The sequence below is a fragment of the Roseococcus sp. GW821-FHT12F05 genome, from assembly GCF_058806835.1.
On the sequence record NZ_JBXAQB010000010.1, the window covers coordinates 1 to 23,760 of the forward strand.

22 protein-coding genes are annotated in these 23,760 nt (G+C 70.4%); 10 read left to right on the top strand and 12 right to left on the bottom strand.

Features of this window, described 5'->3' with window-relative positions; all coding sequences use genetic code 11:
• The first annotated feature begins 389 nt into the window (after window positions 1–389).
• On the top strand, window positions 390–1,418 hold the full coding sequence (locus AC1ROY_RS21740; protein WP_493150981.1) for a tripartite tricarboxylate transporter substrate-binding protein: 1,029 nt from the start codon (window positions 390–392) through the stop codon (window positions 1,416–1,418).
• On the opposite strand, the gene AC1ROY_RS21745 is transcribed toward AC1ROY_RS21740, so the two are convergent.
• The gene (locus AC1ROY_RS21745; protein ID WP_493150982.1) at window positions 1,370–2,116 is read right to left on the bottom strand and encodes an SDR family NAD(P)-dependent oxidoreductase; all 747 of its coding nucleotides are present in this window, start codon (window positions 2,114–2,116) and stop codon (window positions 1,370–1,372) included. The two genes, AC1ROY_RS21740 and AC1ROY_RS21745, sit on opposite strands and share 49 nt — an antisense overlap.
• Window positions 2,117–2,299: 183 nt before the next feature.
• Between AC1ROY_RS21745 and AC1ROY_RS21750 the strand changes: the two genes are divergently transcribed.
• From AC1ROY_RS21750 to AC1ROY_RS21760, 3 genes are all read left to right on the top strand, one after another.
• On the top strand, window positions 2,300–3,760 hold the full coding sequence (locus tag AC1ROY_RS21750) for a sensor histidine kinase (RefSeq protein WP_493150983.1): 1,461 nt from the start codon (window positions 2,300–2,302) through the stop codon (window positions 3,758–3,760).
• The gene (locus tag AC1ROY_RS21755) at window positions 3,757–4,419 is read left to right on the top strand and encodes a response regulator transcription factor (RefSeq protein ID WP_493150984.1); all 663 of its coding nucleotides are present in this window, start codon (window positions 3,757–3,759) and stop codon (window positions 4,417–4,419) included. The genes AC1ROY_RS21750 and AC1ROY_RS21755 overlap by 4 nt, the downstream gene beginning before the upstream one ends.
• Before the next feature lie 102 nt (window positions 4,420–4,521).
• Window positions 4,522–4,896 (top strand): response regulator transcription factor, encoded by a 375-nt coding sequence (locus tag AC1ROY_RS21760; protein WP_493150985.1) that lies wholly within the window; start codon window positions 4,522–4,524, stop codon window positions 4,894–4,896.
• Between the two features lie 99 nt (window positions 4,897–4,995).
• Here AC1ROY_RS21760 and AC1ROY_RS21765 read toward each other — a convergent pair whose 3' ends face one another.
• The 5 genes from AC1ROY_RS21765 to AC1ROY_RS21785 all read right to left on the bottom strand — a co-directional run bounded on the left by AC1ROY_RS21765 (window position 4,996) and on the right by AC1ROY_RS21785 (window position 11,424).
• Window positions 4,996–5,520, bottom strand: a complete 525-nt coding sequence (locus tag AC1ROY_RS21765; RefSeq protein ID WP_493150986.1) for a Dps family protein — start codon at window positions 5,518–5,520, stop codon at window positions 4,996–4,998.
• 148 nt (window positions 5,521–5,668) lie between these two features.
• Window positions 5,669–6,607, bottom strand: a complete 939-nt coding sequence (locus AC1ROY_RS21770; protein ID WP_493150987.1) for a helix-turn-helix domain-containing protein — start codon at window positions 6,605–6,607, stop codon at window positions 5,669–5,671.
• Window positions 6,608–6,944: 337 nt separating this feature from the next.
• Window positions 6,945–7,085 (bottom strand): hypothetical protein, encoded by a 141-nt coding sequence (locus AC1ROY_RS21775; RefSeq protein ID WP_493150988.1) that lies wholly within the window; start codon window positions 7,083–7,085, stop codon window positions 6,945–6,947.
• Between the two features lie 17 nt (window positions 7,086–7,102).
• Window positions 7,103–10,231, bottom strand: coding sequence for an efflux RND transporter permease subunit (locus tag AC1ROY_RS21780; protein WP_493150989.1), 3,129 nt, complete (start codon window positions 10,229–10,231; stop codon window positions 7,103–7,105).
• Window positions 10,228–11,424: an efflux RND transporter periplasmic adaptor subunit gene (locus AC1ROY_RS21785; RefSeq protein WP_493150990.1), complete on the bottom strand. Its 1,197-nt coding sequence runs from the start codon at window positions 11,422–11,424 to the stop codon at window positions 10,228–10,230. The genes AC1ROY_RS21780 and AC1ROY_RS21785 overlap by 4 nt, the downstream gene beginning before the upstream one ends.
• Before the next feature lie 211 nt (window positions 11,425–11,635).
• On the opposite strand from AC1ROY_RS21785, the gene AC1ROY_RS21790 reads away from it, so the two are divergent.
• The gene (locus AC1ROY_RS21790; protein WP_493150991.1) at window positions 11,636–12,886 is read left to right on the top strand and encodes an aminopeptidase; all 1,251 of its coding nucleotides are present in this window, start codon (window positions 11,636–11,638) and stop codon (window positions 12,884–12,886) included.
• A gap of 100 nt (window positions 12,887–12,986) precedes the next feature.
• Window positions 12,987–13,157 carry a hypothetical protein gene (locus tag AC1ROY_RS21795; RefSeq protein ID WP_493150992.1) on the top strand — a complete coding sequence of 57 codons (171 nt, stop codon included), beginning with the start codon at window positions 12,987–12,989 and terminating at the stop codon, window positions 13,155–13,157.
• Between the two features lie 22 nt (window positions 13,158–13,179).
• On the opposite strand, the gene AC1ROY_RS21800 is transcribed toward AC1ROY_RS21795, so the two are convergent.
• The 5 genes from AC1ROY_RS21800 to AC1ROY_RS21820 are packed head-to-tail and all read right to left on the bottom strand — an operon-like array spanning window position 13,180 to window position 17,470.
• Complete coding sequence (locus AC1ROY_RS21800; RefSeq protein ID WP_493150993.1) at window positions 13,180–14,004, bottom strand: CmcJ/NvfI family oxidoreductase; 825 nt, start codon at window positions 14,002–14,004, stop codon at window positions 13,180–13,182.
• Window positions 13,997–15,115 (bottom strand): LLM class flavin-dependent oxidoreductase, encoded by a 1,119-nt coding sequence (locus tag AC1ROY_RS21805; protein WP_493150994.1) that lies wholly within the window; start codon window positions 15,113–15,115, stop codon window positions 13,997–13,999. The genes AC1ROY_RS21800 and AC1ROY_RS21805 overlap by 8 nt, the downstream gene beginning before the upstream one ends.
• Window positions 15,116–15,132: 17 nt before the next feature.
• Complete coding sequence (locus AC1ROY_RS21810) at window positions 15,133–16,080, bottom strand: Bug family tripartite tricarboxylate transporter substrate binding protein (protein WP_493150995.1); 948 nt, start codon at window positions 16,078–16,080, stop codon at window positions 15,133–15,135.
• The gene (locus AC1ROY_RS21815) at window positions 16,077–17,249 is read right to left on the bottom strand and encodes an acyl-CoA dehydrogenase family protein (protein ID WP_493150996.1); all 1,173 of its coding nucleotides are present in this window, start codon (window positions 17,247–17,249) and stop codon (window positions 16,077–16,079) included. Before AC1ROY_RS21815 ends, AC1ROY_RS21810 begins: the two co-directional genes overlap by 4 nt.
• Before the next feature lie 8 nt (window positions 17,250–17,257).
• Complete coding sequence (locus AC1ROY_RS21820) at window positions 17,258–17,470, bottom strand: hypothetical protein (RefSeq protein WP_493150997.1); 213 nt, start codon at window positions 17,468–17,470, stop codon at window positions 17,258–17,260.
• Window positions 17,471–18,216: 746 nt separating this feature from the next.
• Between AC1ROY_RS21820 and AC1ROY_RS21825 the strand changes: the two genes are divergently transcribed.
• The 3 genes from AC1ROY_RS21825 to AC1ROY_RS21835 all read left to right on the top strand — a co-directional run bounded on the left by AC1ROY_RS21825 (window position 18,217) and on the right by AC1ROY_RS21835 (window position 21,820).
• Window positions 18,217–19,206 carry a Bug family tripartite tricarboxylate transporter substrate binding protein gene (locus AC1ROY_RS21825; RefSeq protein ID WP_493150998.1) on the top strand — a complete coding sequence of 330 codons (990 nt, stop codon included), beginning with the start codon at window positions 18,217–18,219 and terminating at the stop codon, window positions 19,204–19,206.
• A 231-nt stretch (window positions 19,207–19,437) separates the two neighbouring features.
• Window positions 19,438–20,526, top strand: coding sequence for a nucleoid-associated protein (locus AC1ROY_RS21830; protein WP_493150999.1), 1,089 nt, complete (start codon window positions 19,438–19,440; stop codon window positions 20,524–20,526).
• Complete coding sequence (locus AC1ROY_RS21835; protein WP_493151000.1) at window positions 20,513–21,820, top strand: hypothetical protein; 1,308 nt, start codon at window positions 20,513–20,515, stop codon at window positions 21,818–21,820. Before AC1ROY_RS21830 ends, AC1ROY_RS21835 begins: the two co-directional genes overlap by 14 nt.
• A 147-nt stretch (window positions 21,821–21,967) precedes the next feature.
• Here the strand turns inward: AC1ROY_RS21835 and AC1ROY_RS21840 are convergent, their stop codons facing one another.
• Window positions 21,968–23,170, bottom strand: a complete 1,203-nt coding sequence (locus tag AC1ROY_RS21840) for an MFS transporter (RefSeq protein WP_493151001.1) — start codon at window positions 23,168–23,170, stop codon at window positions 21,968–21,970.
• Window positions 23,171–23,361: 191 nt separating this feature from the next.
• Between AC1ROY_RS21840 and AC1ROY_RS21845 the strand changes: the two genes are divergently transcribed.
• On the top strand, window positions 23,362–23,733 hold the full coding sequence (locus AC1ROY_RS21845; RefSeq protein WP_493151002.1) for a hypothetical protein: 372 nt from the start codon (window positions 23,362–23,364) through the stop codon (window positions 23,731–23,733).
• Window positions 23,734–23,760: the final 27 nt, after the last annotated feature.

Here is a 23,760-nt window from a genome sequence, read left to right on the forward strand (position 1 = left end):
CCCCCCCCCCCCCCCCCCCCCCCCCCCCCCCCCCCCCCCCCCCCCCCCCCCCCCCCCCCCCCCCCCCCCCCCCCCCGGCCGCCAGGGTGGAGGCGAAGAGACGGCGATTCATCATGGCGATGACTCCTGTGTGGGGTGGTTGCGCCTGCCCGCCTGTTTCGCCGATCGGGGAGGACCGGCGATTGAACGTTTGGAAGGTGCGGCCGCCGGTGCCGCGCCGCGCCGTGCCTTCCGGATGCGATCGTGGGAAGCGGCAAGGCCGGCCCTCCCTCGACGCGCGCCGCGTCGGGGCGCAGGATTCACCGCCATTCCGGCCGCGGATCCGGCGCGCCGTCCTGGGGACGCGCGGCCGGTGTCCGCCCCGGGGGATGAAGCCGGGAGAGAAGCCGTTGAAGATCATCCGCCGGAGCCTGCTCGGCGCCGCCCTCGCGGCGGTCCTCGCGAGCCACGCGATGGCCCAGGGAGCGCCGCCTGCCTTCCCGGCGCGCCCCGTCACCATGGTCGTGGGCTTCGCGCCGGGCGGCCCGGCCGATGTCGTGGCGCGCCTCATCGTCCCCGCCCTGTCCGCGGATCTCGGCCAGCCCGTGGTGGTGGAGAACGCCGGGGGCGCCGGGGGCTCGCTGGGGCAGGGCCGCGTCGCGGCCGCGCGGCCCGACGGCCACACGATCCTCTTCGGCAGCCTGGCCCAGGCGACGATCCCCACCCTCCTCCGCAGCCTCCCCTTCGACCCGCTGGCGCTGGAGGCGATCGGCATGGTGAACGAGGTGCCGATGGCCATCATCGCGCGCCGCGACTTTCCCGCGCCCGACCTCGCCGGCCTGGTGGCGGCCGTGCGCCGCGAAGGGATGGGCCTGAACCTCGGCAATGCCGGCGTGGGCTCCACGAGCCACCTGTGCAGCCTGCTGCTGCTCGCCTCCATCGGCACGCCGGTGACGCTGGTGCCCTATCGCGGCAACGCGCTCGTGATGAACGACCTGATGGCCGGCAATCTCGACCTGGGCTGCGACCAGACGACGAACAATGCCGAGCACATCCGTTCCGGCTCCATCCGCGCCTATGCGATCACGACGCCGGCCCGCGCCCCTGCCCTGCCCGGCGTGCCGACCACGGAAGAGGGCGGCCTGCCGGCGATGCGCATGTCCGGCTGGAACATGCTCTTTGCGCCGGCGGGCACGCCGCGGCCCGCGGTGGAGCGGCTGAACCGCGCGCTGCTGTCGGCGCTGCGCGACGAGAACGTGCTGCGCCGCATGGTCGAGCTCGGCGCATCCCCGCCACGGACGAGCGCACGGCGCCGGCCGGCGGCCAGGCCTTCTGGCGCGCCGAGATCGCCCGCTGGCGGCCGCTGCTCGAGGCCTCCACGAACTGAAGGTCAGGTCGCCGCGCCGCCGTTCACCTGCAGCATCTGGCCGTTGACATAGGCGCCGCCCTCACCGGCCAGCATGCGCACCACCGCCGCGATCTCGGCCGGCGTGCCCATGCGGCCGGACGGGACCTTCACCACATAGCCGTGGCGGTCCGTCTTCACGCCGGGCACATCGTCGTCGGCCGCAATCGGCCCGGGCGAGATGGCGTTCACCGTGACGCCCTGCGCCGCGAATTCCTTCGCCAGCGCCTTGGTCAGGCCCCAGGCGCCGTGCTTGGCGACCGAGACCGGCGCGCGGCCGGTATAGCCCTGCATCGCGTTCATCCCCGTGAAGTTCACGATCCGGCCCCAGCCCTGCGCGATCATGCCCGGGAGCAGCGCCTGCGACAGCCACACGGCCGCCTCCAGGTCCACCGTCATCACGCGCGCCCACTCCTCCGGCGTGATCTCCAGGAAGGGCTTCTCCGGCCGCAGCGCGGCGTTGTTCACCAGCACGTCGATGGTCCCGAAGGCGGCCAGCGCCTCCGCGGCGATGCGGAGGCATTCCCCGCGGCTGCCGACATCGCCCATCAGGACGAGGGCCTGCCGGCCCTGCGCGCGCACCTCGCCCGCCACCGCCTCCGCCGCGGCACGGTCGGACGAGCCGTTGACGGCGACGTCGAAGCCGTCCTGCGCGAGCCCGATGGCGACGGCGCGGCCGATGTTGCGTCCGGCGCCGGTGATCAGCGCGGCCTTGCGGGCTTCTGGGGTCATTCCTGGGTCGCCTCCGGCGTTCGTTTCGCCCTCCCTCCTAGCATCGGCCCGGAGGGCTGGGAATCGCGCGGGGCGGGCGCATCAGGGCAGCGCGACAGACGGATTGGCAGCGGCCAGCTTTAAGCTAGTTTCGCCGCCAAGCCTCCCACGCCTCCATGACGGATCCTCCGGAGTAACCACCACTTGGACGCCTTGCCGCAGGAATCGGGACCGCGCGCGACCAAGGCCGACGCAGCGCCGCCGCGGATCCCGGCCCTGGCCTCCCGCATCGGCGCGACCGTCATCGCGCTGGCGACCTTCGCCATCGACACGCTGACGACGCTGGATGTCGCCATCGCCGTCATGTACGGCACCGTCGTCCTGCTGACGGTCGAATTCGCGACGCGCCGGCAGCTGCTGCTGATCGGTGCCGCCTGCATCCTGGCGACGCTGGCCAGCTTCCTCGTCACCCATGGGATGCAGCCCTCCGCCGGCGCGGTGGCGCGCTGCGTGGTGAGCCTCTCGGCCATCGTCGTGACGACCCTCCTCGCCGTCCGCATGAAGACGACCATGCTGACGCTGCTCGAGCAGGCGCAGCTGCTGGACCTCACGCACGACACCGTCTTCGTGCGCGACGCCGCGGAGCGCATCACCTACTGGAACCGCGGCGCGGAGGAGCTCTACGGCTGGCCGCGCGAGGACGCGCTCGGGCAGGACACCCACAGCCTGCTGCGGACCGAGTTCCCATCCCCCTTGCCCGCCATCATGGCCGAGCTGCGCCGCGACGGCCGCTGGGAGGGCGAGCTGACCCACCACCGGCGCGACGGCTCGCAGGTGATCGTGGCGAGCCGCTGGTCCCTGCAGAAGCGCGGCTCCGGCTTCGTCGTGCTGGAGACCAATGTCGACATCACCGCCCGCCGGCGCGCCGAGGACCAGACCCGCCGCGCCCAGGCCGACCTCGCGCATGTCGGCCGCGTGGCCACGATGGGCGAGCTGACCGCCTCCATCGCCCATGAGGTGAACCAGCCGCTCGCCGCCATCGTGGCGCATGGCGAGGCCGCGCTGCGCTGGCTGAAGCGCCCCGTGCCGGAGCTGGAGGAGGTGCGCGTCGGGCTGGAGCGCATGATCGGCGACGGCCGCCGCGCCGCCGAGGTGATCCAGCGGCTGCGCGCCATGGCCCGCAAGGGCGACCTCCGCCGCGTCCCGCTGGACCTGCGGGCGCTGATCGGCGAGACCCTGCCCCTGGTGCAGCCGGAGATCCGGCATCACCGCGTCAGGCTGCGGCTGGAACTCACCGAGCTGCCGCCGGTGATCGGCGACAAGGTGCAGCTGCAGCAGGTGCTCATCAACCTCGTGATGAACGGGATCCAGGCCATGGCCTCCGTCGCGGACGGGCCCCGCGCCCTGACGATCGCGGCGAGGCCGGAGGCCGGGGAGCATATCGCGATCGAGGTGCGGGACACCGGCCCGGGCATCGCCGCGGACCGGCTGGATCAGCTCTTCGACGCCTTCTACAGCACCAAGCCGGACGGGATGGGCATGGGCCTCTCCATCTGCCGCTCGATCATCGAGGCCCACGGCGGCCGCATCTCCGCCGGCACCGGCGACGGCGGGGGCGCGAGCTTCCGCATCGCCCTGCCGGTGGCCGGGGCCGGCGCGGCATGAAGCGCCCCGCCGCCGTCCCCGCGGAACCGGAGGCGCCGCTCGTCGCGGTGGTGGACGACGACACGTCGCTGCGCGAGGCGCTGGACAGCCTGTTCCGCTCGGTCGGCTGGCGCGTCGCGGCCTTCGGCTCGGCCGCCGCCCTGCTGCAGAGCGGCGTGGCGGGGGAGGCCTCCTGCCTGGTGCTCGACGTGCGGCTGCCCGGCCTCAGCGGGCTGGACTTCCAGGCCCAGCTCGCCCAGTCCCGGATGTCGGTGCCCATCATCTTCATGACGGGCCATGGCGACATCCCCATGACGGTGCAGGCGATGAAGGCGGGGGCCGTGGATTTCCTGGCCAAGCCCTTCCGCGACCAGTCCATGCTCGACGCCGTCTCCACCGCCATCCAGCGCGACGCCGAGCGCCGGGAGAGCGAGCGCACGGCCGCGGAGCTGCAGGCCCTGTTCCAGGCCCTGTCGCCGCGCGAGCGCCAGATCATGACGCTGGTCACCCGGGGGCTGCTGAACAAGCAGATCGCCGGCGAGATCGGCCTCAGCGAGATCACCGTGAAGATCCACCGGGGCAGCGTCATGCGGAAGATGAACGCGCGGACCTTCGCCGAGCTGGTCCGCATGGCCGAGGGCCTCGGGCTGCACCAGCCCGCCGGGAAATCCGCCGACTAAACCTGTGTATGATTCTCAGGGGCGGCCGGAGGGGTCATTTTCTCCCGCATGGCGTGCCGGACCGATCCGCGGCCACCCGCGCCGCCGCTCAAGGAACATGTCGTGTCCCGTGTCCCCGTGATCGCCATCGTCGATGACGACCCTTCCGTTCGCATCGCGACGGAGAGCCTGATGCGCTCCCTGGGCTACACGGCCTTCAGCTTCGCCTCGGCGCAGGACTTCCTGCGCTCGGACCGGCTGCGGGACGCAGACTGCCTCATCACCGACGTGCAGATGCCCGGCATGACCGGCATCGAGCTGCAGCAGAGGCTGGTCGCCACGGGGCGTCCGATGCCCGTGATCTTCATCACCGCCTTCCCCGAGGAGCGCGTGCGCCGCCAGGCCGCGGACGCCGGCGCCTTCGGCTTCCTGAGCAAGCCCTTCGAGGGCCAGGCCATCATCGACTGCGTCGAGGCCGCGCTGGGGCATCCCGGCTAGGTCGGACCACAAAAGCGAAAAAGCCGGGCGCCTTCCCCGCATGGGGAAGGCGCCCGGCCTCGCGTCGGCAGCGCCGCCAGGCGGCGCTGCCTCATGCCATCAGGCGTTGTCGGCGCCGCGGGTCGCCTCGTAGAGGAACCAGGCGCGCCGCTCGGCCTCGTCGATCCAGTTCTCCAGCAGGCTGGCGCTGGCGACGTCGCCATGCTCGTCGCAGACGTCGTGCGCCGCCTTCAGGTACTTGACGAGCTGCGTGTTGTCCTGCTGCAGCTCGGCCAGCATGTCCTTCGGCGTGACGAAGTCGGCGTCGTTGTCGGAGAGGCGCTGCGTGCGCGCGATGTGGCCGATGGAGCGCAGCGTCGTCCCGCCCACCTTGCGCACCCGCTCCGCCAGGTCGTCGGTGGTGGCGAAGATCTGCTCGCCCTGCTCGTCCAGCATGAGGTGGTAGTCGCGGAAATGCGGGCCCGACATGTGCCAGTGGAAGTTCTTCGTCTTCAGGTAGAGGGCGAACATGTCGGCCAGCGCCAGATTCAGCGCCGCCGAGAGGTCCTTGATCGCATTGTCGGAATAGCCGGCCGGCGTGGCGAGCGGCGCCTTCCGGAGGGCACGTGTGGCGGTTTTGTCCATGGCAGCTTCTCCTTGTCGTTGCACCGCCCCGGAGACCGGGGTGAGCGCATGGAAGATGCGCCCTGTCGCGATGCCGGAACAGTCAGACCTTCGTATGGCGCCGCCATACAGCAAAGGGCGCCGGCGGCTTGGATGATCGTGCGGCGGCTCAGGCGAGAGCCTCGCCGCCGGACTGCGCGTGGCGGCGCCAGGCCGCCGGCGTGATGCCGAGATGCGCCGAGAAGCTGCGCGTCAGGTGGCTCTGGTCGGCGAAGCCGCATTCGGCGGCGACGTCGGCGATCCGCACGTCGCCCTCCGCCAGCAGCTGCTTCGCCTTCTCGACGCGGCGCGCGGCCAGCCAGCCATGCGGCGGCACGCCCGTGCTGTGCTTGAAGGCCCGCGAGAAGTAGCTGCGCGACAGGCGGCATTCCCGCGCGATCTCCTCCACGCAGACGCCGGACTCGACCCGCGCCTCGATCATCGCCTTGGCCTTGCGGAGCTGCCAGGGCGCCAGCCCGCCGCGGCTCACGGCCGGGGCCTGTGCGACCGGGGCATAGGCCTTCAGGAGATGGGCCTGCATGGCGAGGAGCAGGCTGTCCACCTGGGCCCCCTTCGGCTGGCCGGCCAGCGCGGTGCCCAGCGCCAGGGCCACCGCGTCGACGGGGCCCGGCCGGGGCACCTCGCGCAGGCCGGCGTCGCCCAGCACCCGGCGCGGCAGGTTCATGTAGAGGCGGTCGAAGGGCGCGGCCATCTCGTCCTGCCAGCCCTGGGCCAGGTCGTGGATGCCGACGGTGCCGCCGGAGAGGTCCAGCACGACCAGCCAGGCCTCGTCCGGCACGTGGTGCAGCATGAGCGGCGTCCCGTTCCGCTGGTGGTCGAGGTGAAGCACCGAGATGCCCGCCCCGCGCAGCACGGCGTCGGCCGGGAGCGCCGAGGCGTTGAGCCAGATCGAGGTGGGGGCGTGGTCCTGCGGCGGCTGCCGGCGGGACATGGGGATGAAGGGCTCGCCCAGGCCACGGCGGTAGGCCATGCCGGACGGCACCGGGGAGAGGCCGCCCGCCAGGGAGGGGAGCGGGTTGAAGGCGGGCTGCGCAGACTGATCGAGCATGAAATCCACTCCTCCGTTCGGGTCCAATCGCGTTCCGGAGGCTGCCTCGATGGGGCGGCGATCCGGCCTTCGATGGGGAGAAGCGTGTCAGCGCGGCGTCCTGCTCGCCATTCAACGGAGGTTTGATGCTGCCGGCTCTTCGGGTAGCCCGACCATACGAAGGTTTAGGCCGGAGCCCGCCGGCGGAGCCGGAACCCGGGCGCCAGCCCCCGGACATGCGAAGCCCCTGCGCCTCCGGGGGAGGCGCAGGGGCTCATGGGCGTAGACGGCGGCGCCGGCTCCCCGTCGCCGGCGCATCCGGCGGGCGGCCGGGCGATGCCGCCCGACCCGGAAGGCCCTACCGGCCGGTGATGCTGATGGCGACGGGATCGCTGGCGGGGAAGCTCTGCTTCAGCGCCTCGTCGAGCATGCGCTCGAGCTCCGGCGAGGGTGGCCTCGCCTCGCGGTCCAGGGGCTTCTTCGATTCGGTCTGCGACATGGTGCCTATCCTTCGGGTCAGGCGGTTTCTTGCCTGGCGGGCGCTTCGGGCGCCGGAGCGGCCGCCGGGCCCGGACGCGGGGCCGCCTTGCCCTGGAGGCGCGAGAGGTAGAGGAAGATCACGGGCGTCGTGTACAGCGTGAAGGCCTGGCTGAAGGCCAGCCCGCCCACGATGGCGTAGCCGAGCGGCTGGCGGATCTCCGACCCCGTGCCGTGGCCGAGCATGAGCGGCACGCCGCCCAGCAAGGCCGCGGCCGTCGTCATCAGGATCGGGCGGAAGCGCAGCAGGCAGGCCTCGCGGATCGCCTCCTCCGGCGACTTGCCCTCGTTCCGCTCCGCATGGAGGGCGAAGTCGACGAGCATGATGCCGTTCTTCTTCACGATGCCGATCAGCAGCATCACGCCGATCATCGCCACGATGCTGAAGTCGAAGCCGAAGACCCAGAGCGTCAGCAGCGCGCCGAAGCCCGCCGAGGGCAGCGTGGACAGGATGGTCAGCGGGTGGATGAAGCTCTCGTAGAGCATCCCCAGCACGATGTAGACGACCACCAGCGCCGCCAGGACGAGCAGCGGCACGCTGGAGAGCGAGTCCTGGAAGGCCTGCGCATTGCCCTGGAAGCTGGTCTGCAGGCCGCCGGGGGCGCCCAGCTGCCGCAGGGTCGCCTGGATGGAGGCGACCGCGTCGCCCAGTGCCGCACCTGGCGCCAGGTTGAAGCTGATGGTGACCGAGGGGAACAGGCTCTGGTGGTTGATGGTCAGCGAGCGCGTCGGAGCCGTGCTCCAATGCGCGAAGGAGGCCATCGGCACCTGCGTCCCGGTCAGCGGCGAGCGGATGAAGATCTGCTGCAGCACCGTGGGGTCGGGCTGCATGGCCGGCAGGATCTCCAGCACCACGTGATAGGCGTTCGCCTGGGTGAAGTACTGCGCGACCTGCCGCTGGCCGAAGGCGTCGTAGAGCGTGTCGTTGATCATCTGCGGCGTGATGCCGTAGCGGCCGGCCGCGTCGCGGTCGATCTCCACCGTCAGCGTCGTGCCCCCGGTCTGCTGGTCGGAGGCCACGTCGGCCAGCAGCGGCAGGGGGCGGAGCGCGGCCAGGATGCGCGGCGCCCAGGCGTCGAGCTCGGCCGGATCGGCGTCCTGCATGGTGAACTGGAACTGCGTGCTGGAGAGCCGGCCGCCGACATTGATGTCCTGCAGCGACTGCAGGAACAGCACGGCGTCGGGCACCCGCCGCAGCTGCGGGCCCAGCCGGTTGATGATCTGCCCGGCGGAATCGGCGCGCTGGTCGCGCGGCTTCAGGGCGAGGAAGAGCCGCCCCTGGTTCTCCGGCAGGCCCGCGGCCGCGCCGATGATCATGCCCGTCGCCGCCACGCCCGGATCGGCCCGCGCGATCCGCTCTAGCGCATGGGCCGTGCGCCCCATCTGCTCGAAGGAGATGTCGGGCGGCGCCTGGATCGTGCCGAGGATCAGCCCGGTGTCCTGCTGCGGAAAGAACCCCTTGGGCATGCGGACGAAGACGAAGCCCGTGGCCACCAGCGTCGCCAGGAAGACCATGAGCGTGACGAAGCGGAAGCGCAGCGCCACGTCGAGGCTGCGCCGGTAGCCGTTCTGCAGGGCCTCGAAGCCCCGCTCGGAGATGCGGTAGAGCAGCCCGTGATGCGTGGCCTCGTGGGAGCGCAGCATGCGCGAGGCCATCATGGGCGTCAGCGTCAGCGAGACGAGGATCGAGACCACGATGGTCGCGCTGACCGTCACCGCGAATTCGCGGAACAGCCGCCCGACCAGCCCCGACATCAGGAAGAGCGGGATGAACACCGCGATCAGCGAGACGCCGATGGTGACGATGGTGAAGCCGACCTCGCCCGAGCCGCGCAGCGCGGCCTCCATCGGCCTCATGCCGCCCTCGATGTGGCGCTCGATGTTCTCGAGCATGACGATGGCGTCGTCGACCACGAAGCCCACCGCGATGGCCAGCGCCATGAGCGACAGGTTGTCCAGGCTGTAGCCCAGCGCGTACATGACCGCGAGGGTGGCGATGAGCGCGACCGGCACCGTCACCGAAGGGATGATCGTGGCCCTGACGTTGCGGAGGAACACGAAGATCACCACGACGACCAGGATGATCGTCAGCAGCAGCGTGAACTGCACGTCCTTGACCGAGGCGCGGATGGTCTCCGTGCGGTCGCTCAGCACGGTGATGTGCACCGAGGGCGGGATCGCCGCGCGCAGCGCCGGCAGCGCCGCCATCACCCGGTCCACCGTCGCGATCACGTTCGCGCCCGGCACCCGCACGATGGTGAGCAGGATCACCGGCCTGCCGTTGGCGAAGGCGGCCAGCCGGGCATTCTCCGGCGCCGCCACGGCCTGGCCGATGTCGCGGAGACGCACGGGCGCGCCGGCGCGATAGGCGATGATGGCGTCGTTCCAGGCATCGGCCGTCAGCAGCTGGCTGTTGTCGTAGATGGTGAAGGAGCGCGTCGCGCGCTCGATCGAGCCCTGCGGCGCGTCCGTGGTCAGCGCGGCGATGGCGGTGCGGACGTCCTCCAGCTGGAGGCCCAGCGAGGAGACCTTCGCGGGGTCCACCTGGACGCGGATCGCCGGCTTCTGCTGCCCGCCGACGCCGACCTGCGCGACGCCCGAGAGCTGGCCCAGATGCTGGGCCAGGATCGTCTCGGCATATTCGTCCACCTCCGTCAGCGGCATGACGTCGGACTGCACGGCCAGCACCAGGATCGGCGCGTCGGCCGGGTTCACCTTCCGGAACTGCGGCGGCGAGGGAAGGGTCGTCGGCAGCTGGCCCGCGGCCTGGTTGATGGCGGACTGGATGTCGAGCGCGGCGCCGTCGATGTTGCGCGACAGGTCGAACTGCACCGTGATCGAGCTGGTGCCCAGGATGCTGGTCGAGGTCATCTGGGTGATGCCGGGGATCTGCCCGAACTGCCGCTCCAGCGGCGCCGTCACGGAGGTCGCGACCGTGTCCGGGCTCGCGCCCGGCAGCTGTGTCGTGACCTGGATCGTCGGGAAGTCCACCTGCGGCAGCGGCGCGACCGGCAGCAGCGGATAGGCGGCCACGCCCAGGCCGAGCAGCGCGGCCATCAGCAGGATGGTCGCCACCGGCCGGGCGATGAAGGGCGCGGAGATGTTCATGGCGTGGCCCCCCGAGGGGTGGCTCCCTGCGGCGTGGCCCCTTGGGGCGCGGCCGCCTGGGGCGGGATCACCTCGGCATGGGCGCCCGGCGAGAGGCGGTACTGCCCGGTGGTGACCACGCGCGCCGCCGGATCGAGCCCGGGGGCGAGCGCGGCTACGCCGCCGTCGAAGCGGCGCACGGTGACGGGCCGGACCGCGACCGTGCCGTCGGCCTGCAGTACGTAGACGAAGGTCCCGTCCGGGCCGCGCTGGATGGCGGTGGACGGCAGGGTGGGCACGTCGTGCTCGGTGCGCAGCAGCACCCGCGCGTTCACGAACTGGCCCGGCCAGAGGGCGGTGTCCCGGTTGGGCAGCGTCGCCTTCAGGCGGATCGAGCCGGTGGTGGGGTCGATCTGGTTGTCGATCAGCGCCAGCGTGCCTTCGCCCAGCGGGCGCTGGCCCACGCGCTCCAGGGCGGTCACGGTGAGCGGGCCGGCCGCCATGGCCTGGCGGAGCTCGGCGAAGTTGTCGGCCGGCAGGGTGAAGAGCACCGAGATCGGCTGGACCTGCGTCAGCACCACGATGCCGGTCGCATCCGTGGCGCGCAGCAGGTTGCCCTGGTCGACCAGGCGGATGCCGGTGATCCCATCCATCGGCGCGGTGATGCTGGTGTAGCTGAGCTGCGTCCGGGCGTTCACGATGGCGGCCTCGTCGCTGCGGATCTGCGCCTGGAGCTGGTCGACCAACGCCTGCTGCGTCGCGACCTGCTGGCGCGAGGCGAAGTCGCCCACGCCCTGGAAGCGCTGCAGGTTCAGCCGCGCGTTCACCAGCTGCGCCTGGTCCTGGTCGCGCTTGGCGATCGCCTCGTCCAGCGCCGCCTGGAAGGGGCGTGCATCGATCTGCGCCAGCACGTCGCCGGCATGGACCGCCTGGCCCTCGGTGAAGCGGATCTGCTCCAGGATGCCGTCGACCTGCGCCCGCAGCGTGACGGTGTTGAAGGCCTGCACCGTGCCGATGCCCTGCAGCGTGAAGGGGACGTCGGCGTTGCGGACGGTGGTCACCTGCACGCCCACGGGCTGGGCCGATGCGGGCGAGGCGGCGACGGCCAGGAGAAGGAGGAAGCACGGGAGCAGGCCGGCCCATCGGCGAAGCCCTGGCCGGGCGCGATGGGCGAGGATCGGGGCCCGCAGGGGGCTCCCCGCGATGTCGGTCATGGGCTTGTCCTTCGCTGCTGCCGGGGGCGGGCGAGGCCTCGATCCCGACGACCGGAAGCTAGGTCCCAGATGGTGCGCCGCTCCATTCTACCCAGGTACGGAGCGGCCACGTGTTGGTATGGGGCACCTATACCTTGGTTGGGGTGCCCTGGCCGGCGGAGGGCCTGGAAGCTACCCTCCGCCGAAAGCTGCATCGCGGAGTACGCCGGCCATGGACCAGATCGTTCCCCCCTCCCGCACCCAGGACTCGCTCGCCCGGCTGGCGGACGTCGCCGTCCGCGTCGGGCTGAACCTGCGCGCCGGCCAGGAGGTGCTCATGACCGCCTCCATCGACGCCCTGCCGCTCGCGCGCCTCATCACCGACGCGGCCTACAAGGCCGGCGCCAGCCTCGTCACGACGCTCTTCTCCGACGACCAGCAGACCCTGTCGCGCTTCCGGCACGCCTCGCCCGAGAGCTTCGACACCGCGCCCGGCTGGCTCTTCGACGGCATGGCCGAGGCCTTCCGGCGCGGTGCCGCGCGCCTGGCCATCGTGGGCGAGGATCCGGGCCTCCTGGCGGCGCAGGATGCCGGGCTGGTGGCCCGCGCCAACCGCGCCCGGGCGCAGGCCTACCGGCCGGCACTGGAGCTCATCACCGCCTCGGCCATCAACTGGAGCCTGGTGCCCTACGCCTCGCCGGCCTGGGCGCGGGCCATGTTCCCGGAGCTGCCGGAGGCGGAGGCCGTGGAGAAGCTCTGGGCCGCGATCTTCGCCGCGACCCGCGTGGACCGCCCCGATCCCGTCGCCGCCTGGGCCGAGCACAACGCCGTCCTGATGGCCCGCCGCCAGCGCCTGACCGACCGGCGCTACGCCGCGCTGCGCTTCCGCGGGCCGGGCACGGACCTCACCGTCGGGCTCGCGGACAACCATGCCTGGATGGGCGGGCAGTCCACCGCGCTGAACGGCATCACGGGCAACCCGAACATCCCGACCGAGGAGGTCTTCACCACCCCGCATGCGGCCCGCACGCAGGGCCACGTCTCCGCGACCAAGCCGCTGGCCTACCAGGGCACCGTCATCCGCGACATCCGCGTGCGCTTCGAGGGCGGCGTGATCGTCGAGGCCCATGCGAGCACCGGCCAGGAGGTGCTGGAGCGCATGATCGGCAGCGACGAGGGCGCCCGGCGCCTCGGCGAGGTGGCGCTGGTGCCGGCCTCCTCGCCGATCTCGCGCAGCGGGCTGCTCTTCCTGAACACGCTCTTCGACGAGAACGCGGCGAGCCACATCGCGCTCGGCCAGGCCTACAAGAAGTGCTTCGTCGACGGCGACACGCTGAGCCAGGAGGACTTCACCGCCCGCGGCGGCAACAGCAGCCTCATCCACGTGGACTGGATGATCGGCTCGGCCGAGATCGACGTGGACGGCGTCCAGGCCGACGGAACGGCCGAGCCGGTCATGCGCGCGGGGGAATGGGCCGCCTGAGCGGCCGCCGGGCGACAAACGCGACACAGCGCTGGCCCCGCGCGATCATCCGGCGACAGGCGCGGGCCATCCTCCGGTCATCAGCCGAGGATGAGCCGCCATGCGCGAGATACCGACGAGCAGCGCCCACGGGGTCTATGCCCAGCATGCCCAGGACGAGATGCCGGAGGAGCCGAAGGGCATGGGCTTCGACGGATGGCTGGTGGTCATGCGCGCCTTCACCGCCCTGTTCGCGGGCCTGCTGATCGTCAGCCTGGCGGCCGTGATCTGATTGCGCCGGGGGCGAGGCCCCCTCAGTCCCAGAAGACCAGCGTCCGCACCTCGATGCTCTCGCGCGGCGGCGCATCCGGCGGCGAGGACGGGTCGTCGAAGGCGCCGTGGAAGGACAGCCGCGCCCGCCCGTCCGTCGCGCTGTCGTAGCCCTTGATCAGCAGCGCCTCGTTCGGGAGCTGGTTCGGGAAGTAGACCCAGGCGTGGCGCGGGCTGTGGCGCACGCTGAAGGTCTCGCCCACGCGGTCCGCATAGACGAGCGAGGTCGGCACCAGGTCCTCCTCGGCGATGCTCGGCCATTCCGCCAGCGCGAGCGGGCTCTCCTGCACCGGCTTGATGGGCCGCCACAGGTTCACGATCGCGAAGCGCCCGGCAAGCAGGCGGTCGGCCTCCTCCGGCAGGAGGTCGCGCACGCGCTGCGGGGCGGAGGCGTAGGTGTAGTCGTTGTGCACGCGCTTGGCCGGCTCGCGCAGCTTCGTGTCGCCGGCGGCGCGGCCGGCGTTACGGATGTTGTGGTCGAAGACCACCACGCGCGACGCGCCAAGATGCGCGCGGAGGATGCCCTCCACCTCCGGATAGTAGTCCCGCCGGATCGCGGCCTCGTCGTAGAGGTCGGCCACCCGGGTCGGCGCGTCGATCAGCGCGAAGCCGTGGCGGTCGAGCGTGAACTCGTGCTGCCGGAAGCGGCCGTTCTCCACCAGGACGGCGCGCGTCTCGACCTCGATGGTGTTCACCGGCACGCCCGGCGGCGGCGTGGTGATGTAGCGCGTGGGATGCTCGATCCCGTCGCGCAGGTAGTTGATCGGCGCCGTCTGCAGCAGCGGCGGGCTGATGTAGCCGTCAGGCATGTTCGATCTCCTTCTTGCGATCGGGCACGGGTTCGAGCGCCGCCACGGCGCGGCGCGTGGCCGGCAGCAGGGTCCGGCCGTAGTCCAGGGCGTCCTCCAGCGGATCGAAGCCGCGGATGAGGAAGGTCGAGACGCCGAGCGCGGCGTATTCGGCGAGCGATTCCGCCACCTGCTCCGGCGTGCCGACGAGCGCGGTGGTGTTGGCGCCGGCGCCCACCGCCGCCGCCACCTCGGTCCAGAGGCGCTTGTCGCGCACGGGACCCGCGGCGGCCGCCTCCAGCAGGCGCTTGCTGCCGATGCTCTCGGGCTTCGGGCTGCCCTTGCCGAAATTCTCGCCGCGCAGCGCGCGGATGCGTTCCAGGATGTCGCGCGCCCGGGCCCAAGCGCGCTCCTCCGTGTCGGCGAGGACGGGGCGCACCGAGAGGCTGAAGCGGATCGAAGCCGGATCGCGCCCGGCCCGCGCCGCGCTCTCGCGCACGCGGGCGATGGTGTCGCGCGCCTGGTCCAGCGTCTCGCCCCAGAAGGCGTAGGTGTCGGCGTGACGTCCGGCGCTCTCGACCGCCGCATCCGAGGAGCCGCCGAAGAAGATCGGGATATGCGGCTTCTGCACCGGCTTGATCTCGGAGAAGGCGCGCTCGAAGCGGTAGTAGGTGCCCTCGTGGTCGAAGGGCTGCTCGCTCGTCCAGACCCGCCGCAGCAGGCCGACATACTCATCGGTGCGGGCATAGCGCTGGGCGTGGTCGAGGAAGTCGCCGTCCTGCTTCTGCTCGGCGGGATTGCCGCCGGTGATGATGTGGATCGCGGCCCGCCCGCCGCTCAGATGGTCGAAGGTGGCGAACAGCCGCGCAGCCAGAGTGGGCGCGATGAAGCCCGGCCGGTGCGCGACCATGAAGCCGATGCGCTTCGTGTTCGCGGCCGCATGGCCCGCGACGAGCAGCGCGTCCGGACTCGTGGAATGCCAGGCCACGAGGATGCGGTCGAAGCCCGCCTGCTCATGGGCCTGGGCGAAGCGGAGGACATAGGCGGGATCGAGGACAGGCCCGCTCGGCGGATGGATCTCGGACGAGGCCCGATGCGAGATCATGCCGATGAACTGGAGGGGGTGGGTCATGGCGGCGAAAGAATCCTTCAGGCGATGTGGAGGCGCCGCAGCGCCTGGCCGGTGGCGGCGTGGTCGCGCGCCAGGCGCGCGCCGAGTTCCTCGGGCGAGAGCTTTTCCGGGCTGAGGCCGAAGCGGCGCAGCGCCGCGTCCACCTCGGGCTCGTCCAGGCTGGCGTTGAAGTCGCGGTTGAGCCGCGCGACGATCTCCGGCGGCGTGCGCGCCGGCGCGAAGAGGCCGAACCAGCCGCCGGAGGGCCAGTCCGCGCCGATCCCGAGCTCGGTGACGTTCGGGACCTCGGCGAAGGCCGGCCAGCGGCCGCTGCCGATGGAGGCCACCGCGCGAGCACGCTCCGCCTGGACATGCGGCGCCACGATCGGGTCGATCATGAAGTGCACGTCGCCGGCGGCCAGCGCATTGGCCGCGGGTGCCGACCCCGGGAAGGGGATGTGCACCGCCTCGAAGCCGCCGGCATCGGCCAGGAGCGCGCCGCGGAGGTGCCCCGCCGAGCCGATCCCGGCCGAGCTGTAGTTCAGCACGCCCGGATGGCGCCTGCCGTAGGCGATCAGCTCCGGCAGCGTCCGCACCGGAAGGGTGGGATTCACCGCGATCAGGCTGAAGGCCTCGCCCGCGATGGCGACGGGGGAGAAATCGCGCAGCGGGTCGTAGCCCACGGGGCCGAGATGCGGCGCGATGGTGAGGTTGCCGGCCGAGGCGTTGAGCAGCGTCGTCCCGTCCGGCCGGCTCTCGGCGACCAGACGCGCGCCCACGGCGCCGCCGGCGCCCGCGCGGTTCTCCACCACGACGGGCACGCCCAGCCGCGTGGTGAGCGCGCGCGTCATGGTGCGCGAGACGTTGTCGTTGGTGGCGCCCGGCGGGAAGGGGCAGATGTAGCGGATCGGCCGGCTGAAGGGCGTCTCGGCGCGGACGACGGCCGGCGCAGCGAGCAGACCGGCGAGGAGGATGCGGCGCCTCATGCCGCAACACCCTCGGCCAGCGCGGCGCGGCCGGCATTCTGGTGCGCGGCGTCCTCGGTCGGCACGTGGACGCGCGCGCACTGCACGTCGCGCCAGTGGCGCTCCAGCGGGTTGGCGCGGTCCAGCGCATGGTTGCCGGCCAGCGACACCGACAACTCCACCGCCCGGATCGCCTGGCTGGAGAGCAGCGCCTTCACGGCGCCGGTCTCGGCGGCGGGCGGCACGCGCCCGGCCTCGATATCGGCGGCCAGCGAGGCCGCGATCCGCCGGCTCGCGATGAGCTGCGCCTCGATCGCGCCCACCGCCTGCTGCACCGTCGGCAGGGCGGCGAGCGGCTGGCTCAGGCCCGAGGGACGGCGGTGGCGCAGGAAGCCGACCACCCAGTCGCGCGCCGCCTGGGCCACGCCCGTGTAGACGGCGGTGACCAGCAGCGCGTTCCAGGCCGACTGGACCGCGTCGTTGCTCACCCAGGCGCCGGCGGGGACAAGGCCGATGGCATGGCTCTCGGGCACCGCGACGTCGTGGAGCAGCAGGTCGTGGCTGCCCGAGGCGCGCAGGCCGAGATGGTTCCAGGTCTCGCGGACCCCCAGCCCCGGCGTGCCGGCGGTGACGAGGAAATGGCCGATGCGCGGCTCGTCCTCGTCGGTGCGCGCCAGCACCTCGATGAAGCGCAGCCCGGGCAGGCCGGTGACGTAGCGCTTGTGGCCGGTCAGCGCCCAGCCGGTGTCGGTGCGGCGCGCGACCGTGCCCGGCAGGCCGCCGCGCGTGGGCGAGCCCAGCTCCGGCTCCACGCGGGCGGAATTGATCAGCGCGCCCTCGGTCACGGCGAGGCGGCCCAGCCGCTCGCGCAACGCGCCCGGCCAGGCGGGGCTGCGGGCCAGCGCCGCCTGCTTGGCGAGCTGCATCGCAAGGATGAGCGCCGTCGCGGGGCAGGCCGTGCCGACCTGGCGCACCGCCTCGGCGGCGAGGCCGATGCCCGCGCCGCCGCCGCCGAGCCCGGTCGGCACCGTCAGCGCCAGCACGCCGGCCTGACGCAGACGCTCCAGGCTGTCGAAGGGGAAGCTCGCATCGCGGTCGTCGCGCGCGCCATTGGCGGCGATGGCGGCGATCAGCTCGGGGGCGTCGGGGAAGCGCCGCGGCAGCGGCGGGAGGAGGGCCGAGAGCGACATGGCGTGCGTCACTTCCACGCGCCGGCCCACGAGCCGACGGCCGGGTGGTTGCGGCGCAGGTAGCCGCGCGCGGCCTGCTCCACCGCCGCCGCGCTCGGGAAATCGGCGCGGTCGAGCTCCTCGAGCCGCATGTCGATGGCGATCAGGAACCAGCCGGCATCGCCCTGGGCGGCGACGGCGATGAGGGCACCATCCTCGATGATGGGATTGGACAGGCGCATGGGAGTCTCCGGGGGCGGCGTTTCGGGTGTCGTGGGGTCGGCGGATCGGTGCGGCTCAGCCGCGACACGAGATCCGACAGCGCGACGCCGCCCTGGCAGGGAGGGTGCGGAAGGGGACGGACGGGGAGATTCGGGCCATCTCGGTTCCTCGTCGTCTGGGTCCGACCGGCCCGCCCGCAGGATGCGAGCGGCTGATTGTTCTCCAGAAAACCGTAGTTTGAGGATTATACGATCTGCTACGGAGATTTCAACGGCGCGATGCGCGGAAATCGCAAATCCACATCTTTGGATTTAAAAACGCTTATCAATCAATAATATAAAGAGCATGCTCGAACGGCCATCCGATCCACCTCGGCGCGTATCGCCCGCCCCTTCGCGCCAGCCCCAGGGGATGGCGTCAGAGATTCGTGATAAAATACGTAAAATCCACATTGCACTATCATATATGGTTTTATAGGCTCCAGCCCTGCCGCCCATCCGGCACCTGCCGATCCGAGGTCCCGTGCGAACCACCATCCGCCTCCGCGTGAGGACACCCCGCCTGCCGCGCTGTCGCAGCGCCCGCTGATCCGCCCCTCGCGTCCGGCCGACGCCCGACCCGCCCGTCCCGAAAAGCCCGTTCCCCTGGAGCCCGCCATGTCCGGCCCGATCCGCCGCTTCTCCGTCTCCGCCCGGCCCGGCGAGCCCTGTCGAAGCTTCCCGCTTCCGACCCTGCCCGCCCCCCTTCCCTTCCGGAGCCTTGTTCCATGACGCATTCCCGCCGCGACGCCCTGCGCCTCGCCTCGCTTCTCCCCTTCGCCGCCGCCGCACCCGCCCTGGCCCAGGGCGGCGCCTGGCCCGACCGTCCCGTGAAGCTCATCGTCCCCTGGCCCGCCGGCGGCCCGACCGACACCTACGGCCGCGCCCTGGCGCGCGAGCTCTCGGCGCAGTTCGGCCAGCCCTTCGTGGTGGACAACCGCACCGGAGCCACCGGCACCATCGGCATCCAGGCCGCGGCGCGCAGCGCGCCGGACGGCTACACGCTGCTGGTGCCCAACCTCACCGCCTTCATCGGCAGCGTCGTGGCCCTGGGCGACGCCGTGCAGTTCGACCCGATCCGCGACTTCACGCCCATCGGCATCTTCGTCGAATCCTCCAGCATCCTCTGGGCGCATCCGGCCCTCGGCGTGACGAGCTTCGACGCGCTGCTCGCCCGCGCTCGGGACTCGCAGAAGCCGCGGCTGGCCTTCGGCACCACCGGCAGCGGCTCGGTCTCCGAGCAGTCGGTCGAGCAGCTCGCGCGGCACTTCCGGCTCGACCTGGTGAAGGTGCCCTATCGCGGCACGGCGCCGCAGGTGACGGACCTGATCGCCGGCCATGTGCAGATCGGCGCCGCCGACTTCCCCACCGCCGGCCCGCATTTCCGCGACGGCCGGATCAAGCCGCTGCTGGTGATCGGCCGCCGGCGCCTGCCGGAGCTGCCGGATGTCCCGACCACCGCCGAGCTCGGGCTGACGGAGCCGGACTTCACCGTCTGGAACGGCTTCTTCGCGCCGGCCGCCACGCCCGCTGATATCGTGGAGCGCCTGCGCGAGGGGCTCGCGCTCGCCACGCGCAGCGAGGCCTTCCGGGCCGTGACCGACGGCAACGGCAACCGCGCGGTGCTGCAGACCGGCGCTGACGTGACGGCGCGGCTGGAGCGCGAGCTGGAGTCGCGGCGGGCGTTTGCGCGGGAGATCGGGCCGGTGGAGGGGTAGGCCTTTGAGGGGGCTTTGCCCCCTCAAGCTCCCCCAGCAAGAACCTCAGGTTCTTGCATCTCCAATAACATTCCGGGGCAAACTCGGCAGGCGCTCAGGAGAAGCCGCCAGTTCAGCGAGGCTGGGTTGTCAATGTCGCGAGCAGGTCGGCAGTCTGCCCTAGCCGCCCGCTTTACGGCCGCGACCGACAGCCTAGCCAGGGGATCGATCCCGAGGCATGTGTGGCGCTTCATGGCGCGGTTTGCGAAGCTTCCCCTCAACCAAAGCGACTCGGCAGAGATCGTCAGGGCGGGGGACTCAATGACAAATACAATTCACCATGCCGCGATCCATGACCTCCAGCGTGCGGAAGCTGGCTTCAAAGTCGTGCTGGGCAATGATCACTTGCCCATTAAAGGACCCATTCAGCGCGTACTCGATGACTTGCACAACCTGTACAATCGGCGGCCGTCAAAGGCTTATGGAAGGTTCTCGGACAGCCCTAACGCAGGACCTACCCGCGTCCATTTGGAAGAGTACCTTTCAGCCACGAAACCTGACTTCGCGTCACTGACCGAAAAGATGATGGAGACCCTCAGAGTGCGTGCGAGTGCGCGCGCCGCCGCTGGAGCAGGTCACGTCTTTTTCGTGCACTTCAGCGGTGAAAGAGAGGGTAGCTATTTGATGGTGGCCATTCTGACCGACAAGCTCGGCGCTGCGTTGACCAAAACCTACGATGTGCAGGACGTGGTCCATCTTGATATGGACGGCTTTCGTTTTGCAGGCCGTATTGACCTTGATGCCTGGGCCAAGAATGACCCGCGGTATATCGGCTTTCTGAAGGGCAAGGGCGAGGTATCGGAATACTTCAAGGAGTTCCTTGGCTGCGACACCACCCTGCAGAACCGCCAGGATACCAACACTCTCGTCGAGACGATCAAGCGCTTCGCCGACGCGGAGGAGATGAAACCAGAGGCGCGGGACGCTTTCCTGGAGACAGCCAAACGCATTTGTGAGCGATCTGCCGTAGCCAAAGAGCCCATCGATTTCACGACACTTTCGAACGAGCTATTCCCGACTGAGCCAGAGAAGCTGATGGCGGCTCTTGGTGATCCGGCGCTGAAACTGAGCGATGGTTTCGTACCCCACCGCGGGGCGCTCAACCGTCTCGTCAAATTTAAGGCCGTAACGCCATTGTGGTCGTTAGAATTCGATCGCGAGGCGTTGAGGAGCAATCAAGTTCGCTTCGACCCGGATGAGAAGACATTGACGCTGACCGGCCTGCCCGACCACCTGCTGTCGGAGCTTCGAGACGATCGAGGCCTGGATGACCCGACTTAAGTTCGGGCAGCTGCTGAACCTCTACCGCCACATTGCCTTCGATCAGCAGGGTGATGAGGGTGAACTGCTGCTCGCCGATCAGAGCGTCCTAGACGACCTTCTCTTCATCGATGGCAACGAACGGGCGATGGAAGACTCGAATTTCATCGTTCTGACGGATAGACCCGAAGCGCTTGTGATTGGGCAGCGGGTTCGGATTAGGGCGGGCGCACCGCGGACTGCGCTCGGCCAGCTCGTCGAGAAGTTGGATGACCTGCTCGTTTCGAGTGATGCCCGTCTGCGTGAACCCGTCGCATACTTCATCAAAGAGGGCGCACTCGAACGTAATACCGAGCCGGCCCCGGACGATCTCGTACGCTATCGGAAAGCGTTGGAGATCGCGAATTTGCTCGGGAAAGCCGCAAGCTATTTGGATAGCAGCCGTCAAGAGCTCGTCTTCATCCGGGATCGGAAGATCACGATCCCTATCATCTACGATGTCGCGGCGCTGCGTCGACTGTCGATTGAAGCAGCCGATGGTTTGCTGGGAGACCTCACGGCCGATGTGCATCAGGATCAAAAGCTATCGATCTTGGCGGAGGCCGTCCTGCACGTCGCACAGCCTCAGTCCAGCAGGACGGCCTTTGCCCACGTGCTCGCGAACCTCGATTTCGTGCGGGAAGAAGTGGGGAATGGATACAAGCTGTTTGCGTCGAGCTTTTCTTACAGCAAGATCCGGAACGATGTCGAAACCGCGCGACTCGAATACATTGGTAAAATCCACAAGACGATCGTCGATATCCAAGGTCAGCTGCTAGGAATTCCGGTGGCAACCGTCATCGTCGGTTCGCAGCTCAAGGCTACAGAGGGATGCGGAATTGAATACTGGGCCAACGTCGCCATCGTGGCAGGCGCAGCGATCTTCCTGATCTTGCTCTTGATTGCGATCGGAAATCAGTGGGCGACATTGTCAGCCATTCGCGCCGATATTGATCGCCAGCAGAGCAAGCTGAAGAGCGATTACGCGGCGATCAGCGATCAGTTCGTTGCGGTCTACGATGGTCTGGTGAAGAGAATTTTCTGTCATAAGTTGTGGCTTTCGGTGATTGCCGGCATTGGTATCGTCGGCGTTGCATTCGCGACCTTCCTGTTTTTCCGCCTCACTACCATCGAAGCCGGCTACTGCATCGCCTCCAGAGGCGCTCAGCCGGTCGGCGCGTCCCCGTCGGCCAGCACCTCGCCGTCAGTCCCCAGCCCCATTCCAGCGCCGGTTGCCGCGTCTGAGCCACTGCCCGCCCCGACTCCCAGCCATTGACGCCATCTATCGACCGAGATCCCTAACGGGCATGTAGATTGAGAGTCAGTGGCTCTACGGCGCGATTGGCGTCCGCTACTCAGCATCGAGGCCGAAACCCGCCTGTCAGCTATCGGCCGCGAGCGGTCGCTGCACACAGAATGCCCGCTACGCCATCACCACCCGCCTGCGCAGCATCACGAACAGCGTCCCCACGATCATCAGGTTCAGGATTCCCGCCGCCGCGGCATTCGCGAAGCTCACGGTGTAGCTGCCCGTGAGGTCGTAGAAGGCCCCGCCCTGCCAGCCGCCCAGCCCATGCCCCAGCCAGGCGAAGGCGAGGATGACGCCCATCATCGTCGCGCGCCGGCGGGCCGGCGTGAGCACGCGCGCCGTCACCAGCAGGCTGGTCATGACCCCCGCATAGCCGAAGCCGTAGACCGGCGCGAAGACGTAGAAGAGCGAGAGGTCGCCGATCTGCGTGAAGGCGAAGACGCCCACCGTCTGCCAGAGCGAGGCGGTCATGTAGGCCGGGATGGGCCCGATCATGTCGGCCAGCTTGCCGAAGGCGACGCGGCCGGCGATGGCCGCGATCAGCATGACGAAGAGCACGCCGCCGGCATCGGGCGCCGAGATGCAGTAGCCCTGGATCAGCGGGACCAGGTGCATCAGCGGCACCGCCATGCAGGTGCAGCAGAAGAGCACGGCGGCGCTCAGGCCGACGACGACCAGCGCCGGCGGCAGCAGCGGCGCCGCCTCGGCCCGCGTCGCGGCCATGACCGGCCGCAGCGGCGGCGCCTCGCGCATCACCAGGGCCAGCGGGACGAGCGCGGCCAGCGAGACCAGCCCCATGGCCAGCATCGCGCCGCGCCATCCCAGGGCATCGATGAGGAAGGCGGCGACGAAGGGCACGCCGCCCTGCCCGATCGCCTGGCCGGCCGAGGCGATGCCGATCGCGATCCCCGCCCCGGTCGGAAACCATCCGCCGACCGCGGCGATGACCGGCGCGAAGATCGCGCCCGCCCCGAAGGCCCCGGCGAGGAAGAAGAGGAGGTAGAACTGCCAGAGCTGGTCCGCCCGGGAGGCCAGGGCCACGCAGAGCCCGACCGAGAGGGCGGCGACGAGGCAGACGATCCGGATGCCGGCGCGATCCGCCACCGTGCCCATGACGATCCCGCCCAGCGCGACGCCGACCAGCCCCACCGTGTTGATCAGCGCGATGGACCCGCGCGACCAGCCAAACTCCTGCTCCAGCGGGATGAAGAAGACCGAGAGGCCGTTGACCAGCTGTCCCATCACGATGGCGAGCATCGCCGCGGCGGAGGCCACGACGATCCAGCGATAGGACGGGCGGCTCGCGAGGTCCGTCATCGGAAGGCTCCTGCGTCCCGTGACACCATGCCACGGCCTGTGTTGCTTCGTGGGTTTAATTCGCCGGCGTGATCGCACCGTGATGACGGCCCGTGACGGGATATTTCCGATCCGGATCAACCCGGCGGGCCTTCGCGGATTTAGGGGAGAAGCGGCGTGCGATCCGCACGCGCGGGAAGAAGGAGAATCCCATGCGACCCAGTCCCCTGGCCATGGCGCTTTTCGCGGCCCTCGCCTTGTCCTCGGCCCGGGCCGAGACGCTCTCCGCCCCGCCGCCCTCCGCCCCCGCGCAGCTCTCCGAAGACCAGGCCCGGAGCCGCATCGAGGAGACCGGCTACACCCAGGTCGGCGAACTCCGCCGCGACGAGCGCGGCCTCTGGCATGGCCGTGCCTCCCGCAACGGCGACCCGCGCGAGGTCAGCCTCGACGCCCAGGGCAACCTGGAGGATTCCTGGGAGCTGACGGCATTGACCATGTTCGACCGCGAGACGGGCGATCTCCGGACGGCCCAGAGCCAGCCGCCGGCCGGCGCGTCGGCTTTCCTCGTGCAGGTCTCGCACTGAGCGCCACGCCGGCTTGCCCGTCCTGAC